This window comes from Thalassobius vesicularis (genome assembly GCF_004799325.1).
Classification (GTDB): domain Bacteria; phylum Pseudomonadota; class Alphaproteobacteria; order Rhodobacterales; family Rhodobacteraceae; genus Thalassobius; species Thalassobius vesicularis.
In genome coordinates this window covers 55,386-71,685 of record NZ_SSMD01000010.1, presented here as the reverse complement: position 1 = coordinate 71,685, position 16,300 = coordinate 55,386, and the positions used below count along the sequence as shown (strand labels likewise).

Here is a 16,300-nt window from a genome sequence, read left to right as displayed (position 1 = left end):
ATCGTAAGGTTTCGGCCGATTTTCGTACGTTGATTTCAGACCCCGGACAGACCCCATGAGCACCCCGTTTCACCTGACCCACACCCGCGAGGTGGCCTTTGGCGACTGCGACCCGGCGGGCATCGTCTACACCGGCAAGATCGTCGATTTCGCGCTGGAGGCGATCGACGCATTCTGGCGCGGGCGGCTGAACGGCACGGGCTGGTTTCAGATGAATGTCGATCTGGGGATCGGCACGCCGTTCGTGCATCTGGAGCTGGACTTCACCGGCCCGATCACGCCGCGCGCGCCGCTGGAAACGCGGGTGCGGTTCGCGCGGATGGGCGACAGCTCGGTCACGTTCGAGGTGGAGGGGGTGCAGCAGGGGCGCGCGTGTTTCGCGGGGCGGTTCGTCTGCGTGTTCGTGGAAAAGGCGACGATGCGCAAGATCAGCGTGCCCGACTGGGTGGCCGGGCACGTGAAGGGGCTGGTTCAGGCGGGCCAGTAAGGCGCGCGGAGGTCCTTTTTCAGGACTTTGCCGATTTCGCTGCGGGGCAGGTCGTCGCGCAGCTCGATCGCAGAGAGGCGCTGGGTCTTGCCCAGCTGCGCGTTGGCCCAGTCGCGGATGTCCTGCGCGGTGGCGCTAGAGCCGGGGGTGAGCACGACAAAGCCCAGCGGGGTTTCGCCCCAATCGGCCGACGGGATCGCGATCACGGCGGTGTCGGCGACCTCGGGGTGCTGGCGCAGGACGGCCTCTAGATCGGCGGCGTAGATGTTGAAGCCGCCCGAGATGATCATGTCCTTCTTGCGGTCCAGCAGTTGGATGAAGCCGTCCGCGTCGATGCGGCCCATGTCGCCGGTGCGGATGAACTCGGTCCCGTCGGGGGCGCGCCACAGCAGCTCGACCGTCTTGTCGGGCTTGTTGTGGTAGTAGGGCATCATCGAGGGCGCGCGGCCGACGATTTCACCCATTTCGCCGCGGGGCAGTTCGTTGCCCTGATCGTCGATCACGCGCACGTCCGAGCCTTCGGGGGGGGCGGCCCACCGTGTCCCATTTGTCGGGGAATTCGGCGCAGTTGAGCGCGGTCGAGACGCCGCCCTCGGTCATGCCGTAGACCTCGATCAGGTTGCCGGGCCAGCGCTCCATGATCTGGGCGATCAGGCTGCCGGGCAGGGGGGCCGAGGCCGAGAATTTGCAGCGGTAGGACGTGAGATCGGCGCTGGCAAACTCGGGGGCACGCAAAAGGCGCATGTATTGCACCGGCACCAGCACCGCGTGGGTCGCTTTCCAGGTCTGGCTGAGCGACAGGAAGGTCGTGATGTCGAATTTCGGCATCAGGATCAGGGTCGCGCCAAGGATCAGCGTCGGCAGCACGCCGAACATCGTGGTGTTGGAGTAGAGCGGCGTGGACATCACCATGCGCGAGTCCGGGGTCAGGCCGAACCGTGTGATCCGGGCCAGCTGACGCGAGCGGAAGCGGTGGTCGTGCACGATGCCCTTGGGCGTGCCGGTGGTGCCGGAGGAATAGATCAGGTTGAACAGATCATTGGCATGGATTTCGACCGGATCGGCGGGGGTGACGTTACGCGACCAGTCGTCGACAACGCTCATGTCCAGCACCTCGGGGGCGCCAAGGCGGGCGGCGGTGTCGGCGTAGGCGGAGGTGCTGAACAGCACGCGCGCGCCGCTGTCTTGCAACATGTGGCGCAGGGCGTCCTCGGTCGCCGAGAACGGCAGCGGCACGATGCAGGCACCGGCGGCCAGGGTGGCCAGGATCAGCACCAGATGCGAAACCGAGTTTTCGCCCAGGGCGGCGACGAAATCGCCGCGCCCGATGCCGCGTTCGCGCAGCGCGCCGGTGGTGCGGGCCACGCGGTTGCCCAGCTGTGACCAGCTGAGCACCTCTCCGTTGCAGATCAGGGCGGGCTTGTCGCCCATCTGCGCGGCGTTGGCCTGGATGACCTGCCCGAACTGGATCAGGGTTTCATCCTGCACGGGGGGTGGGGTGAAGATGTGCATGAAATCTCTCCGGGATCAGTTCATCGACATGGGCAGGAACAACGAGATGGCCGGCACCGCGATCAGGATCAGCAGCACAACCAGGTCGATGCCCAAGAAGCGCCACAGACCCGAGAAGATCTGGCCGATCTCGACGCGGTCCTCGATTGCCGCTGCCAGCACGAACACGTTCAGGCCAACCGGGGGCGTAATCAAGCCGATTTCCAGCAGTTTCACGATCACCACGCCGAACCAGATCAGGTTCAGGCCATAGGTTTCGGCCATCGGGATCATCAGCGGCAGGGTCAGCACCATGATGCCGACCGGGTCCAGGAACATGCCCAGCACCAGGTAGATCACGCAGACCATCGCCACAAAGGTCCAGGGCCCGATGTTCGAGGCGTCCAGCAGCGTCACCAGATCGCCCGACAGACCGGTCAGCGCGATCAGCGCCACGAAGATCTTGGCGCAGGCGGCGATGAAGAAGATCGCGCCGGTGGTGGCCATGGTTTCACGCAGCAGGGGGATGACCTCGGCCCAGCGGATGTGACCGCGGAAGATGCCCAGCAGCGTGGCGAACAGCAGCGAGATGGCGGCGGCCTCGGTCGCGGTGAAGAAGCCGCCGTAGATGCCGACCAGCACCACGAAGAACAGCGTCACGGCAGGCCAGGAGCGCAGCGCGGCCATCATCTTGTCGCGCGCCGAGAAGGTCACGTCCGGGATGGGGGCGACCTCGGGGCGGGCGCGGACCCACAGCAGGATCACCAGCGCATAGCCCAGCAGCGACAGGATGCCCGGAAAGAACCCGGCCAGGAACAGCTGGCTGATCGAGCTTTCGGTGAAGATGCCGTAGATTATGAACAGCACCGAGGGCGGGATCAGCGAACCCAGCGTACCACCGGCCGCAACCGAGGCCGTGGCGAGGCGCGGGTCGTAGTTCAGGCGCAGCATCTCGGGCGTGCAGATGCGGCCCATGGTCGAGGCGCAGGCGATGGAGCTGCCGGAGATGGCCGCGAACCCGCCGCAGCCCGCCACCGAGGCAATGGCGACGCCACCGGGCAGACGGACCAGCCAGACGCGGGCGGCCTCGTAGATCTCGGTAGTGATGCCGGCCTTGTAGGCGATGTGGCCAAGCGCGATGAACAGCGGGATCATCGACAGGTCATAGGAATGCACCAGGTCGAAGCCCGAGGAAAAGGCCAGCGACAGGGTGGTGCGGATGGCGCGCTCGGGCAGGAAGGTGCCGGTGCGGAAGGCGAACACGATGAAAATGGCGGTCACGGCCACGCCACCGATGGCAAAGGCAATGGGCACGCGGATCGCAAGCAGCAGCAGCACGGCGAAACAGGCGACGTAGCCGACGGTCGTCAGGTCCATGGGTAACTCCTGTTTCTTAAAGGGTTTTCGGGGCCGGGCGGCCGGTGAGTGCGGCCTTCAGATCCACGATAAGGGTCTGAATCAGGCGCAGTTCGAACATGGCGATCGCCAGCACGAACATCGCGCGGCTGGGCCATTTGGGCAGCTGGAAATCCCCCGCATAATGGGAGCCCGACTGGAAGGTCTTGGCAAACTCGTTCCAGCCCGCCCAGAGCAGCGTCGTCGAGACGATCAGCCCGGTCAGGGCGGCCAGAACGGCGATCCAACGGTTCAGGCCATCGGGGAAATGCTGGGCGATGAATTCAATCGCCACATGAGCGCGTTGCGAGGTGGCCGAGGCCAGCGGGAACAGGATTGCGGGCACCATCAGTTCGCGCACCAGCACGATGACGTCAGGAACGCCGGATTGCAGGAATTGCCGCGACAGGACGTTCGCGACGATCAGCAGGCACAGGGCAACGATGGCCAATGCGGCCACGGTGTTCAGAGCCTGCTCGATACGATTGAGCATGGGGGTCACCGGTACGGGTCGGCAGCCCTGGCGGCAACAGCGTCAGGCCGGCGGCGCAGGGATGCGGTGTGGGGAAAGGGGCAGGGCGCTGCGCGCGCCCTGCCGCGTGGATCACTTGCGGGTCCAGGGATAGCCCTGGCTGGCCTTGATCTGGTTGTACTTGTCGACGGTGGCCTGCATCTCGGCCAGCAGCGCGTCGGCGTCAAAGCCCTTGTCGGTGGCGTTGGCTTTCCACTTGGCCAGCATCGGCTTGGCGGCTTCGTCCATCTTGGCGTAGTCCTCGGCCGACAGCTCGTAGACGGGGATTTTCTTGTCCTCGATCATGGTCACCCAGGCCTTGTCGTCAGCGACGAACAGACGCTCGGAGTAGAAGTTGACCACGTCGTCACGCAGGCCTTTGACGGCGGCCTGTTGTTCGGCCGACAGCGCGTCGAAGCTGTCCTTGTTCATGAACGTGCCCAGGCTGGATGCGCCCGAGAAGTTCAGCTTGGTGATCGAGGTCAGCATGTCATCCATCTTGGTGGCGACGGCGAAGTAGGGGTAGTTCAGCGTGCATTCCAGCAGGCCGGTTTCCATGCCCTGGAACGCCGCGTAGATCGACATGTCGACCATGTTGCCGCCCAGGTTCGAGAAGATCTCGCCAAAGGCACCGGCATAGCGGGTTTTCACGCCCTTGAAATCCTCGACCTTCTGGATCGACGGGCCCTTGCAGGCCAGCATCCCCTGCGAGGTGGCGAAGGGTGCGACGTAGACCAGGTTCAGTTCCTCAAGACGGGTCTGGATCTGGGCGTTGTTGGTGAACATGTCGGCCATGGCCATCATCATCACCCACGGATCGGCGTTTTCAAACGGCAGGTCGCCCATCGCCAGTTCGGGGAATTCCGACTGGTGGTACGAGCCGATGATCAGGCCCAGATCGGCCACGCCATTGGTGATCGAGGTCAGCGCGGTGTTGGCCTTGAACAGGGCGCCGCCCCAGTTCTGTTCGACGATGACGGCACCGCCGGTGCGTTCGCCGATCTGTTCGGCGATGTATTCCACGGCCTTGGCGCGGACGCCGCGGTTCGGGCCGGGTTCGTTGGCGATCAGCTTGATCTCTGCCTGTGCGGCAGCGGCCGACAGAGCCAGGGTACCGGCCAGAATGGCCGTCAGAGCGAATTTGGACATGTGGTTCCTCCCATTACATGCCGGGCTTTGGTGCCCGGTCCTCCTCCGTTAAAAAGATAGCATGGTAATCATTAGCTAGCAACATATAAGGGTGCAATTTGCCAGCATGGAAACTAAATCCCTAGCGAGCGTCGCTAACGGCACCTGCGGCGAAAAGTTCTGCAATCTTGTCAGGCGCATAGCCTGCCTGCTCCAACACGGCGCGGCTGTCCGTCCCCGGCTGCGAGGCCGGAGCGGGCAGGGGTTGCGCAGCGTCACGGAATCGCGGGGCGGGCATCGGCTGGGTCGGGCCGTCGGGCGCGAACACGGCGCGGGCCTGATTATGCGGATGCGAGGGCGCCTCGGCCGGGGACAGGACGGGGGCAAAGCAGGCGTCCGTCCCCTCCAGCAACTCGGTCCAGTGGGCGCGGGGCTGGCTGAGGAACAGCGCGGTCAGCAGCTGCCGCGTGGCGGGCCATGTGCTGCGGTCGGCGCGGTCGCCCAGTTGGGTGGCATCGAGGCCCAGACGGTCCAGCAGCACCTGCCAGAACTTCGGCTCCAGCGCGCCGATGGTGATCCAGTGCCCGTCGGCGCATTCGTAAACGTCGTACCACGGTGCGCCGCCGTCCAGGTAATTGTCCTGACGCCGGTCCGACCAGCGGCCCATGGCGATGCGGCTGTAGATCATGCTCATCAGCGTGGTGGTGCCGTCGCTGATGGCGGCGTCAACCACGTCGCCGCGGCCGGTGCGGGCGGCCTTGAGCAGACCCGAGGCGATACCAAAGGCCAGCATCATGCCGCCGCCGCCGAAATCACCCAGCAGGTTCAGCGGAAAGGCGGGTTTGCCGTCGCCCGGACCCGAGGCCCAGAGCGCGCCGGACAGCGCGATATAGTTCAGGTCATGCCCGGCCGTGTGGGAAATCGGGCCGGTCTGGCCCCAGCCGGTCATGCGGCCGTAAACAAGGCGCGGATTGGCGGCGAGCGCCACATCGGGGCCAAGGCCCAGACGCTCCATCACGCCGGGGCGGAAACCTTCGATCAGGGCGTCGGCGGTTTCGATCAGCCGCAGGGCGACGGCGACGGCCTGAGGGTTTTTCAGGTCCAGCGCGATCGAGCGACGGCCCCGCGCCATGAATTCCTGTGCGATCTGCGGATCGGTGGCACCGGCCCGGTCGATCCGGATCACCTCGGCGCCCATGTCGGCAAGCATCATGCCAGCGAAGGGGCCCGGCCCGATTCCGGCAAATTCTATCACGCGCACCCCCGCCAATGGGGGCGCGAAAGCGCTGTCCTGCACTGTTCAGTCCTTTCGGTGAAAGCGGTGCCCGCGCGCGCCTTAGCGGCGCGCGATGGCCGTTTTCAGGTTGTCGCGCATCCGGTGCAGCACCGTCAGGGTGGTCGCCAGTTCCGCGTCCGAGATGCCCTCGTTCGCGATCTTGTCCACCTCGAAGATGGTGCGCGTCATCACCTTGACCAGCTCTTTGGCCTGACCCGTCGCGTAGATGCGGTTCGAGCGGCGATCCTCGGGGTCCGAGCGGCGCTCGACATAGCCGCGCGCCTCCAGTCGGTCGATGAGTTTGGAGGTGGTGACAGTGGCGATTTCCAGGCGGGCGGCCAGATCGGCCTGCCGCAGCCCGTTTTCGCGGACCAGATGTACCAGAACCCAGCCTTGCGACATGGTCATGTCGTGGGGTTTCAGCAGGGCGTCAAAGATGATCGCGCGGAACCGTGCGATATCCTGATAGATCGGGTTGTGATCGTCGCTGAGAGAAGTCTCTTTGCCCATGCCGAATGTCCTGTTCCGGTCCGTGCGCCGGATCGTTGGTGTTTAGCCCGCACCCGGCCGCGAAACAAGTTCGCGCACCGGGGCGGATTGGCGCATCGGATCAGATCGGATCCCAGCTGAACACGTCAGCCGAGCGATCCAGATCGTAGAAGCTGGCCTTCATCGCGGGCAAAGCGTGTTCGCGCACGGTTTCCGGGGTCCAGCCTTCGGAGCGGTGCACCGAGCGGATCGGGCGCGGCTGGCTCATCAGGAAGATCTCGTTGTTGCGGATGCAGAAGATCTGACCGGTGACGTCGCAATCGGGGGCGGCCAGCGCCACGCACAGCGGCGCGATCTTGGCGGGGGTCATTTCCTTGATCCGCTCGACCCGGGCCTTTTCGGCGTCGGTCTTGGCGGGGATGGTGCCGATCAGGCGCGACCATGCGAAGGGTGCAATGCAGTTCGAGCGCACGTTGAAGCGCGCCATGTCCAGCGCCAGCGATTTCGACAGGCCGACGATGCCCATCTTGGCGGCCGAGTAGTTGGCCTGCCCGAAGTTGCCGATCAGACCCGAGGTCGAGGTGAAGTTCAGAAAACAGCCCGAGGCCTGCATCTTGAACTGCTGCGCAACGGCCTGCGCCATGTTGAAGCTGCCCTTCAGGTGCACGGCGATCACGGAATCCCAGTCGGATTCGGTCATCTTGTGGAAGATCACGTCGCGCAGGATACCGGCGTTGTTCACCACGACGTCGATGGCGCCGAATTCGTCCATCGCCTGTTCGTACATGCCGCGCGCGTCCTCGGGCTTGGCGACGTTGCCGAAGTTGGCGACCGCTTCTCCGCCCGCGGCACGGATTTCATTCACCACTTCCTGTGCCGGGGTCGCATCCGCGCCCGCGCCGTCAGCGGCGCCGCCCAGGTCGTTCACGATGACGCGGCCACCCTTGGCTGCCATCATCAGCGCGATGTCGCGCCCAATGCCACGGCCTGCGCCGGTGACTACTACTACTTTACCGTCCAGCATGCTGGTCCTCCCTCCGAATTGTTGAAACCTATTTAATTAGCTTGCTGACAGTTTGCAAGATAATTATGATGCGAACAGAACGGCGATGGGCGATCTGGTGCCCGCCGCCATTGCGAGGGAGGAGAAAACCCAGATGTTCGAACGCACTTTGTTCAACGAAGAACATGACATGTTCCGCGAGATGGTTCGCCGATTCGTGGAGAAGGAAATCAGCCCCTACCATGCCGAGTGGGAAAAAGACGGCCGTGTCAGCCGCGAAGCCTGGCGTAAGGCGGGGGAGAACGGGCTGCTGTGTGCGGCCATGCCCGAGGAATACGGCGGTGCGGGCGCGGATTTCGTGTTCTCGATGATCGTGATGGAGGAGCTGGCGCGCGCCGGGGCGATGGGGCCGGGGTTCTCGCTGCATTCGGATATCGTGGCACCTTATATCCTGCATTACGGCTCGGACGAGCTGAAGGCGAAATGGCTGCCCAAGATGGCCGCGGGCGAGGTGATCGGCGCGATTGCCATGACGGAACCGGCGGCGGGCTCGGACGTGCAGGGAATCAAGACGACCGCCGTGCGCGACGGTGACGAGTTCGTCATCAACGGCCAGAAGGTGTTCATCACCAATGGCGGCAATTGCGACATCCTGGTGCTGGCCTGCAAGACCGACCCGTCGCAGGGCGCGAAAGGCACCAGCCTGATCCTGGTCGAGGCGGATCGCGCCGGGTTCACCAAGGGCAAGCTGCTGGAAAAGGTCGGCTGGAAGGCGCAGGACACGGCCGAGCTGTTCTTTGACAACGTGCGGGTGCCGGTGGGCAACCTGCTGGGTGCCGAAGGGCGCGGGTTCTACCAGCTGATGGAACAGCTGCCGCAGGAACGTCTGATTCAGGCGGTGCGTGCGAGTGCCGCGCTGGAGGCGGCGCTGGAATGGACCGTCGATCACACCAGCCAGCGCAAGGCGTTTGGCCGCTCGATCGCGGATTTCCAGAACACGCGCTTCAAGCTGGCCGAGATCAAGGCGCAGGCCGTGGTCATGCGCGTCTTCACCGACAAGTGCCTGGAAATGCACCTGGAGAAGAAGCTGGACGCGGTGGATGCGGCGCTGGCGAAGATGGTGACCTCGGAAACGCTGTGCAAATGCCTGGATGACTGCCTGCAGATGTTCGGCGGCTACGGCTACATGTGGGAATATCCCGTCGCACGGGCCTGGGCGGATGCGCGCGTGGGACGGATCGCAGGCGGCACCGGGGAAATCATGCGCGAGATCATCGGCCGCGCGGTCACCGGGGGGGCGAAATGATCCAGTTTCCGGATCTGATCCGCAAATACGCGGCCGCCACGCCCGACCGAAAGGCGCTGCATTTCGAGGGGCGCGATTACAGCTGGGCGCAGTTCAACGACCGCGTTCACCGCATGGCGCAGGCGCTGATCGGGCTGGGCGTGGGCGTGGGCGACCGGGTGGCGTACCTGGGGCAGAACTCTCACTGGCTGGTCGAGACCTATTTTACACCGTGCATGATCGGGGCGATTGCCGCCCCCATCAACTTCCGCCTGTCCGAAGCGGAAATGGTCGAGGTGATCGCCGATTGCACCCCCGAGGTGCTGATCGTGGACCGCCATTTCACCGAACGGGCGGCGGCGCTGATGGAGCTGTGCCCCTCGCTGAAGCACTTGATTCTGGCCGATTGGGACGCGCCGGGCGACGATCTGCCAGCCGGGACCATGTCCTATGACGCGGTGATCGAGGCGATGCCGCCGGTGCCGAACGACGCGTTCCGTGACCGGGCCAGTCAGTCGGATGACACGATGATCCTGTTCTACACCTCGGGGACGACCGGGGTGCCGAAGGGGGTGATGCTGTCGCATTCCAACCTGCTGGTGAACGCCACCGGCTCGGGTCATCTGTATGGGTTCCGGCAGGACGACGTGCTGCTGCTGTCGGGGCCGATGTTCCATCTGGGCACGGGCAGCCGCGTCTACACCGCGCTGTGCTATGGCGCGACGATGGTGGTGCAGTCGAAGTTCGAGGTCGACGAGACGATGGAGATGATCCAGTCGCAGGGCATCACCACGATGACTCTGGTGCCGACCATGCTGCGGATGATTTTGGACCACCCGGAGTTTGGCCGTTTCGATTTCTCCTCGATCCGGTGCCTGACCTATGGCGCGGCCCCGATGCCGGTGACGCTGATGGAACGGGCGCTGCGCGTGATCCCCGGCATCACGTTCTGTCAGGGCTACGGAATGACGGAAACGTCCCCTGTGCTGGCGGTGCTGCCACCGGCGGATCACATGCCGGGCAGCCCGATGCTGGTGAAACTGGCCTCGGTCGGAAAGCCGGCGATTTATTGCGATCTGCGCATCGTGGACGAGAACGACCAGCCGGTGCCGATGGGCCAGTCGGGCGAGATCATCGTGCGCGGGCCGCAGGTGATGAACGGCTACTGGAACCGCCCCGAGGACACCGCCCACGCCATGCGCGGCGGGTTCTACCACACCGGCGACGCGGGCTATCTGGACGAGGACGGCTATCTGTTCCTGGTCGGACGCACCAAGGAGATGATCATCTCGGGCGGCGAGAACGTTTACCCGATCGAGACCGAGAACGCCTTGTCCAAACACCCGGCGGTGGCGCAATGCGCCGTGCTGGGCCTGCCGCATCCGCATTGGGGCGAAGAGGTGCATGCCGTGGTGGCGCTGCATCCGGGGCAGTCGGTGACGGCCGAGGCGCTGATCGCGCATTGCCGCGATCTGATCGCCACTACAAGGCACCGCGCGGGATCACGGTGTGGCCCGAGGCGCTGCCGCTGTCGCCCACCAACAAGATCGACAAGAACGCGATCAAGCGCACCCTGCTGGAGGCTCGGAAATGACCAATGAAACCAAAGCATTGCGTGTGACGCGCAAGAACGGGATCGCGCTGATCGAGATGACCGAGCCCGACAGCCGCAACGCGCTGTCGGACGCGATGAAGCAGGCGCTGGATGCCTGCGTGCGCGGGCTGGCGACGGATACCGAGCTGCGGGCGGTGATCCTGACCGGCTCGGACGGGGTGTTCTGCGCGGGGGGCGATCTGAAGCGGATGCTGGCCAATCACAAGGCCGGTCTGGTGCACGGGGCCGAGGATTTCGCCCCCAGGATGCGCCACCTGCACGGCTGGCTGCGGATGCTGCGAGAGCTGTCGGTGCCGGTGATCTGCGCCGTTGATGGCCCGGCCTATGGCGCGGGTCTGGGGCTGGCGCTGGTGGGCGATATCGTGCTGGCCTCGGACCGGGCCAGCTTCAACGCGTCGTTCTGCAAGGTGGGTGCTGTGCCGGACGGGGGGCTGTTCTACTCGCTGCCCCGGATGGTCGGGCTGCAGCGCGCCAAAGAGCTGTTCTATACCGGCCGCACCGTGGACGCCGAAGAAGCACAGCGCATCGGGATCGCGCTGGAGGTGGTGCCCCATGCGCAGCTGCTGGAGCGCGCGTGGCAGGTGGCGGGCATGATGTGCGACGCCTCGCGCACGGCGTTTGCGCTGACCAAGCAGATTGCCAGCCGCGCGATGGAGGAGGACGCCGAAACCCTGCTGACCTTTGAGGCGCAGGCGCAGGCGATCTGCCTGTCCAGCGGCTATCATCAGGAGGCGCTGGAGCGGTTCACGCAGAAACAGCCACCGAAGTTCAACTTCCGCTAAAGGAAAAGCCCCGGGAAACCGGGGCTTTTTTCATGTCAGGATGCCGTTTGCGTGAAGCTGCGCGATGCGGTCGGGTGGCAGGCCCAGCTCGGTCAGGATCGCGTCGGAGTCGCGGCCGAAATGCGGGGCGGCAAAGGCCGTCAGCGCGGGCGTGCCGGACAGAACGAAGCGGCAGGCCTCGTGCCAGGCGGGGGTGCCATCGGCGCGCGGGGTCGAGGCGAAATGCCCAAGGGCGGCCAGTTGCGGATCGCGCGCCAGATCGTCGGGCGCGGCCACGACATGGGCGGCGATCCCGGCGTCTTGCAGCAGATCCTCGGCCTCTTTCGCGGTCATTTCGCGGGTCCAGGTGGCGAGGGCCTCGTCGATGCGCGCCTCGTCGGCGTGACGGCCGGCGCGGGTGCGCAGGGCGGGGTCCGACAGGGCGGGCAGGCCGGTCACATCGCGCAATGCGGCCCAGGCGGTGTCGTCGGGGATGCTGAGCGCGACCCAGGCGGTTTCACCGGGCGCGGCACGGCAGGGATAGCAATTGTTCGGCACCGCCAGAGGATCGCGATTGCCGCGGGCCGCGGGGATGCGGCCGGTTGCGGCATGCTCGGCAAAGGCGGTGGCGATGAATTGCATCCCGGCCTCGGCCTGCGAGACGTCCAGATGGCGGCCAACGCCGGTCTTGCGGCGATCCTCAAGCGCGGCCAGCAGCACCGGCAGGGCCAGGCGCGGGGCGACGAAATCGGTGTAGGGGCCGTAGGGGCCGACGGGATCGGCGCCCTCGCGCCCGGCCAGCATCTGGATGCCGGACATTGCTGCACCGATATTGCCAAAGCCTGCCAAGCCGTGCCACGGCCCGCGCTGCCCCATCAAAGAGGTAGAGAGCATGACCAGACCGGGATTGCCGCGCGACAGGGCGTCGTATCCCAGCCCCCAGCGATCCATCTGTCCGGGCGCAAAGCTTTCGACCAGCACATCGGCGCGGGCGGCCAGTTGGGCGACGATCTCGCGCCCTTCGGGGGTGGCCAGGTCCAGCGTAATGCCGCGTTTGCCGGCGTTGCAGTTCTCATAAAGGCCCGAGCGGTCCAGATCGCGCACCCCGCCCGGGAAGGGGCCGGTCAGGCGGGCGACCTCGGGGCGTTTGGAGCTTTCGACACGGATGATCTGAGCGCCGAAATCAGCCAGACAGCGGCCGATCATCGGACCCGCGACGACCCAGGACAGATCCAGTACACGCAGGCCCGACAGGGGACGTGCGGGAAGCGGGGTTGGTTCCGTGCCCTCGGGCAGGAACGGGGAAGGGGTGGCGCGCGAAGCAAGCCATTCGGCCTCGGCTTCGGCGCCGCCCTCGCCGGGAGTGGGCGCAGGGCAAGGGGTGACAAATCCGGTGTCGAACCCCTGCGCCAGCGGACCGGGCAGCGACAGCCCCCCGACCTGCTGGAAAAAGGCGCGCGCAGAGGCGTGGGGGTTATCGGCCAGATCGGCCACCGACATGATCGGGGCCAGCATCAGGCGGTGTTCCAGCGCCAGTTCGATCGCGTCGCGCTTGGTGAAGCGGGCGATGAAGTCGGCGACCTGGGTGCGGGCCTCCTCCATCTTCTCTTCGGGGATCTCGTCGTTTTCGATGCGCGGGGGCAGGGTCACCCAATCCCAGGCGGCGAATTCATCGGAACAGGCGCCGCGCGCATGCATCAGCGCGAACAGGTTGTTGGTAAAGCGCCCGGCGGCGGGGCCAAGGGCGAGGTGCATCTCGATCAGCCCGTCCTTGCAGGCCCATTTCGACCGCTGCGTACGCGAGCCGCTGCCGGACAGGTCCAGCTGTTTCTTCTTGGATTTGACCTCGGCCCGGAAAACGTAGTCGGGGTGGCCGATCACCTTCGCCATGCTAAGCGACAGGGTGGATTGCGTGGCCGACGCCTGCGCCGAGGTGGCGACTTGCTGGCCCCGGCCGGACTGGCGGCGTGCCTCGAGCGCGACCATGATCCCGCAGACGGCATCGGCGGCGGCGTGGTGATAGGCCTGCGGCAGGGTCATGCGGGTGGGAATGCCGGTCTGGCTTTCGGTCGGTTTCAGCGGCCCGCCCGAGGCCCAGAGCGTCAGGTCGCTGTCGGCGTAATGCGCCTTGGGGCCGGTCAGCCCGTAGGGGGTGATCAGCGCGTGGATGACGCGCGGGTTCAGCGCCAGCAGCGCGTCGGTGTCCAGAAACCCGTCGCGGGCGGGGCTGCCGCTTTGGATCACCACATCGGCGGCGGCGATCAGGCGGTTCAGGCGGTCGCGCTCGCCCTCTGCGTCCAGCAGAAGCGAGCGGCGGCCGGTTCCCAGCGCGGCCCAGTAGAGCGAGCCTCCGGCCTCGTCAAAGGGGGGCTGGCGGCGGGCATCGCTGCCCTGCGGGGGTTCCACGGCCAGAACATCGGCACCCATCAGGGCCAGGATACGCCCGGCCAGAACGCCGCGCGCATCGCTCAGATCCAGGACCCGAAGGCCCGTCAGGGCACCAGTGTCAGGCATTCATGAACTCCTCCATCCGGGTGGGCATGGGGTTCAGGATCGCCCCCCCGTCCACCGGGATCACCGTGCCGGTGATGTAGCTGGCCGCATCGGAACACAGAAAGGCGCAGAGCGCAGCCACATCTTGCGTGGTGCCCATACGACGCAGCGGCACCGAGGCGAGCTTCTTTTGCAGCGACGCCTCGTCCGGCATCAGGCGCTTGACGCCCTCGGTGTCACCGATGGGGCCGGGCAGGACCGAGTTCACACGCACGCCCGACGGCCCCCATTCCAACGCCAAAGTGCGGGTCAACATGTCGACCCCGGCCTTGGCGGCACAGACATGGGCCTGACCGATCATCGCCACGCTGGCCTGACCGGCCGAGATGTTGATGACCGACGCGCCCGGTTTGCGCAGATGCGGCCAGGCGGCGCGCATGACGTGGTGGGTGCCCAAGAGGTCGATCTCGAGCACGGCGCGGAACCCGTTCGAGGAGATGTCGGCGGCGCGGGCCACGAAATTGCCCGCAGCGCCGGACACGAGGATGTCGATGGGGCCGAAGCGGTCGACACAGGCGGCGATGGCGGCCTCGATCGCGGTGGCGTCGCGCACGTCGGCGGCGGTGCCGGCGGCCTCGGCCCCCAGCGATTGCAGCGCGGCCACGGCGGCGTCGACCTTGTCGGCCGAGCGCGAGAACACGAAGACCCGCGCCCCCTGCGAGGCGAAATGCCGGGCGATGCCAAGGTTGATGCCACTGGTCCCGCCCGAGACGCAGACGGTTTTTCCTGCGAAGCTCACCAGCGGTCCTCCGACGTCAGAACGGCCGTGGCCGAGGCCGAGAACATGCCGCCGACGCCATGCACGACCGACAGTTTCGCGTCCTTGACCTGCGCCGGGGACACGCCGCGCATCTGGCGCACGCCCTCTTGCAGGGCGTACATGCCGTACATGCCCGAGTGCATGTAGCTGAGACCGCCACCATTGGTGTTCAGCGGCAGCTTGCCGCCGGGACGGGTGTGGCCTTCGGCGATGAAGGCACCGCCTTCGCCCTTCTTGACGAAGCCGAGGTCTTCGAGGCCGTAGATCGGCAGATGCGCGAAGGCGTCGTAGATCATCAGGTGATCTACGTCCGAATGGGTGATGCCCGCGGCGTCAAAGGCTTTCTTGCCCGAGACGCGGAAGGCGCGCGAGGTGGTGAAATCCTCCATCTGGGAGACCATCGGGCCTTCGGCGCTTTCGCCGCCCATGCCGCGCAGGTAGACGGGCTTGGTCGGGAAATCCTTGGCGCGCTCGGCGCTGGTCAGGATCAGGGCACCGCCGCCGTCCGACACCAGGCAGCACATCAGCTTGGTGAAGGGCCAAGCGATCATCTTGGCCGAGAGCACGTCATCGACGGTCAGCGGATCGCGGGCCGTGGCGCGGGGGTGAAAGGCCGCCCATTCGCGCTGAACCACCGCGACCGAGGCGATCTGTTCCAGCGTCAGCCCGTCATCCTTCATCTTGCGCATCACCGGCAGGGTGAACCGCGAGGGCGGGAACAGCGCGCCGTAGATCGACTCGAAATCCTGCTGGTGCTGCGACGGGAAGATCGGGCGATGGTTGCGCAGGTTGGACCGGCCGCTTTCGCCGTGGGTGATCAGGACGGTGGTGCACAGGCCCGCCTTGATCGCCGCCGCCGCGTGGCGGACATGGGCGATGAACGAACAGCCCCCGACCGAGGTGCCGTCCAGCCAGGTCGGCGTGATGCCAAGGTACTGCGCGATCTCGGCGGCGTCGTGGCCGCCGGTGGCGATGCCGTCGATGTCCTTGACCGTCAGGCCGCAATCGGCCAGCGCGTTCAGGGCCGCATCGGCGTGCAGGCCGGTCTGGCTGAGATGCGGGACCTTGCCCATCTGGGTGGTTTCGGCGGCTCCGACGATGGCGATTTCTGCGCGGCTCATGCGGCACCCCCTTTCGCGGGGCGGAAGACCGGGACGGCCATGTCTCCGCGGGTTTCAAACGTCACTTCCAGCGGCATGTCCAGGGTCAGCGCGGCCGGATCGGCGGGGCAATCGACGATGTTGGTCATCATGCGGGGGCCTTCCTCTAGCGTGACGGCGGCGACGGTGAAGGGCGGCTCGTAGCCCGGCGCGGGCATGTGGTTGATCACGTAGGAATGCAGCGTGGCGCGACCCGACGCCTGCACAACGGTCACATCGCGCGAGCCGCATTCCGGGCAGAACGGGCGCGGCGGGAAATAGGCGCGGTCGCAGGGCGTGCAGCGTTGCAGCATCAGTTTGCCGGCCTTGGCGCCATCCCAGTAGAACCGCGTCTCGGGGTAGACGGTTGGTTGAAGTTTTTGGCTCATCTTATGGAAATCCTTGCA

At 65.9% G+C, this 16,300-nt stretch carries 16 protein-coding genes; 4 read left to right on the top strand and 12 right to left on the bottom strand.

From position 1 onward, the window contains the following. The first annotated feature begins 55 nt into the window (after positions 1-55). A complete protein-coding gene (locus tag E7681_RS16825; protein WP_136340427.1) occupies positions 56-487 on the top strand; it encodes an acyl-CoA thioesterase in 432 nt (143 codons plus the stop codon). Here the strand turns inward: E7681_RS16825 and E7681_RS19330 are convergent. The 8 genes from E7681_RS19330 to E7681_RS16790 all read right to left on the bottom strand — a co-directional run bounded on the left by E7681_RS19330 (position 472) and on the right by E7681_RS16790 (position 7,801). After that, on the bottom strand, positions 472-990 hold the full coding sequence (locus tag E7681_RS19330) for a class I adenylate-forming enzyme family protein (protein ID WP_281277666.1): 519 nt from the start codon (positions 988-990) through the stop codon (positions 472-474). The genes E7681_RS16825 and E7681_RS19330 overlap by 16 nt on opposite strands. Further along, on the bottom strand, positions 944-1,999 hold the full coding sequence (locus E7681_RS16820) for a class I adenylate-forming enzyme family protein (protein WP_281277665.1): 1,056 nt from the start codon (positions 1,997-1,999) through the stop codon (positions 944-946). Before E7681_RS16820 ends, E7681_RS19330 begins: the two co-directional genes overlap by 47 nt. A 15-nt stretch (positions 2,000-2,014) precedes the next feature. Continuing rightward, positions 2,015-3,355, bottom strand: coding sequence for a TRAP transporter large permease (locus tag E7681_RS16815; RefSeq protein ID WP_136340426.1), 1,341 nt, complete (start codon positions 3,353-3,355; stop codon positions 2,015-2,017). A 16-nt stretch (positions 3,356-3,371) separates the two neighbouring features. Further along, positions 3,372-3,866, bottom strand: coding sequence for a TRAP transporter small permease (locus tag E7681_RS16810; protein ID WP_136340425.1), 495 nt, complete (start codon positions 3,864-3,866; stop codon positions 3,372-3,374). Positions 3,867-3,977: 111 nt separating this feature from the next. Next, positions 3,978-5,033 (bottom strand): C4-dicarboxylate TRAP transporter substrate-binding protein, encoded by a 1,056-nt coding sequence (locus E7681_RS16805; protein ID WP_136340424.1) that lies wholly within the window; start codon positions 5,031-5,033, stop codon positions 3,978-3,980. A gap of 121 nt (positions 5,034-5,154) precedes the next feature. Continuing rightward, positions 5,155-6,309, bottom strand: a complete 1,155-nt coding sequence (locus tag E7681_RS16800) for a CaiB/BaiF CoA transferase family protein (protein ID WP_136340423.1) — start codon at positions 6,307-6,309, stop codon at positions 5,155-5,157. Between the two features lie 39 nt (positions 6,310-6,348). After that, a complete protein-coding gene (locus E7681_RS16795) occupies positions 6,349-6,798 on the bottom strand; it encodes a MarR family winged helix-turn-helix transcriptional regulator (protein WP_136340422.1) in 450 nt (149 codons plus the stop codon). A 100-nt stretch (positions 6,799-6,898) separates the two neighbouring features. Continuing rightward, positions 6,899-7,801: an SDR family NAD(P)-dependent oxidoreductase gene (locus E7681_RS16790; RefSeq protein ID WP_136340421.1), complete on the bottom strand. Its 903-nt coding sequence runs from the start codon at positions 7,799-7,801 to the stop codon at positions 6,899-6,901. 133 nt (positions 7,802-7,934) lie between these two features. Between E7681_RS16790 and E7681_RS16785 the strand changes: the two genes are divergently transcribed. Genes E7681_RS16785 through E7681_RS16775 form a run of 3 tightly spaced genes read left to right on the top strand, consistent with a single transcriptional unit; the run spans position 7,935 to position 11,462 of the window. Continuing rightward, on the top strand, positions 7,935-9,086 hold the full coding sequence (locus tag E7681_RS16785) for an acyl-CoA dehydrogenase family protein (RefSeq protein ID WP_136340420.1): 1,152 nt from the start codon (positions 7,935-7,937) through the stop codon (positions 9,084-9,086). Then, a complete protein-coding gene (locus tag E7681_RS16780; protein WP_211089814.1) occupies positions 9,083-10,666 on the top strand; it encodes a long-chain-fatty-acid--CoA ligase in 1,584 nt (527 codons plus the stop codon). The genes E7681_RS16785 and E7681_RS16780 overlap by 4 nt, the downstream gene beginning before the upstream one ends. Continuing rightward, positions 10,656-11,462 carry an enoyl-CoA hydratase/isomerase family protein gene (locus E7681_RS16775; protein ID WP_136340419.1) on the top strand — a complete coding sequence of 269 codons (807 nt, stop codon included), beginning with the start codon at positions 10,656-10,658 and terminating at the stop codon, positions 11,460-11,462. Before E7681_RS16780 ends, E7681_RS16775 begins: the two co-directional genes overlap by 11 nt. Positions 11,463-11,492: 30 nt before the next feature. Here the strand turns inward: E7681_RS16775 and E7681_RS18975 are convergent, their stop codons facing one another. From E7681_RS18975 to E7681_RS16755, 4 genes are read right to left on the bottom strand one after another with little or no spacing between them, the layout of a single operon-like run. Further along, positions 11,493-13,955, bottom strand: a complete 2,463-nt coding sequence (locus E7681_RS18975) for a CaiB/BaiF CoA-transferase family protein (RefSeq protein ID WP_136340418.1) — start codon at positions 13,953-13,955, stop codon at positions 11,493-11,495. After that, positions 13,948-14,733, bottom strand: a complete 786-nt coding sequence (locus E7681_RS16765) for an SDR family oxidoreductase (RefSeq protein ID WP_136340417.1) — start codon at positions 14,731-14,733, stop codon at positions 13,948-13,950. Before E7681_RS16765 ends, E7681_RS18975 begins: the two co-directional genes overlap by 8 nt. Then, entirely contained in the window at positions 14,730-15,875 is a 1,146-nt protein-coding gene (locus E7681_RS16760; RefSeq protein ID WP_136340416.1) for a thiolase C-terminal domain-containing protein, read from the bottom strand. The genes E7681_RS16765 and E7681_RS16760 overlap by 4 nt, the downstream gene beginning before the upstream one ends. After that, positions 15,872-16,282, bottom strand: coding sequence for a Zn-ribbon domain-containing OB-fold protein (locus E7681_RS16755; RefSeq protein WP_136340415.1), 411 nt, complete (start codon positions 16,280-16,282; stop codon positions 15,872-15,874). The genes E7681_RS16760 and E7681_RS16755 overlap by 4 nt, the downstream gene beginning before the upstream one ends. Between the last annotated feature and the right edge of the window lie 18 nt (positions 16,283-16,300).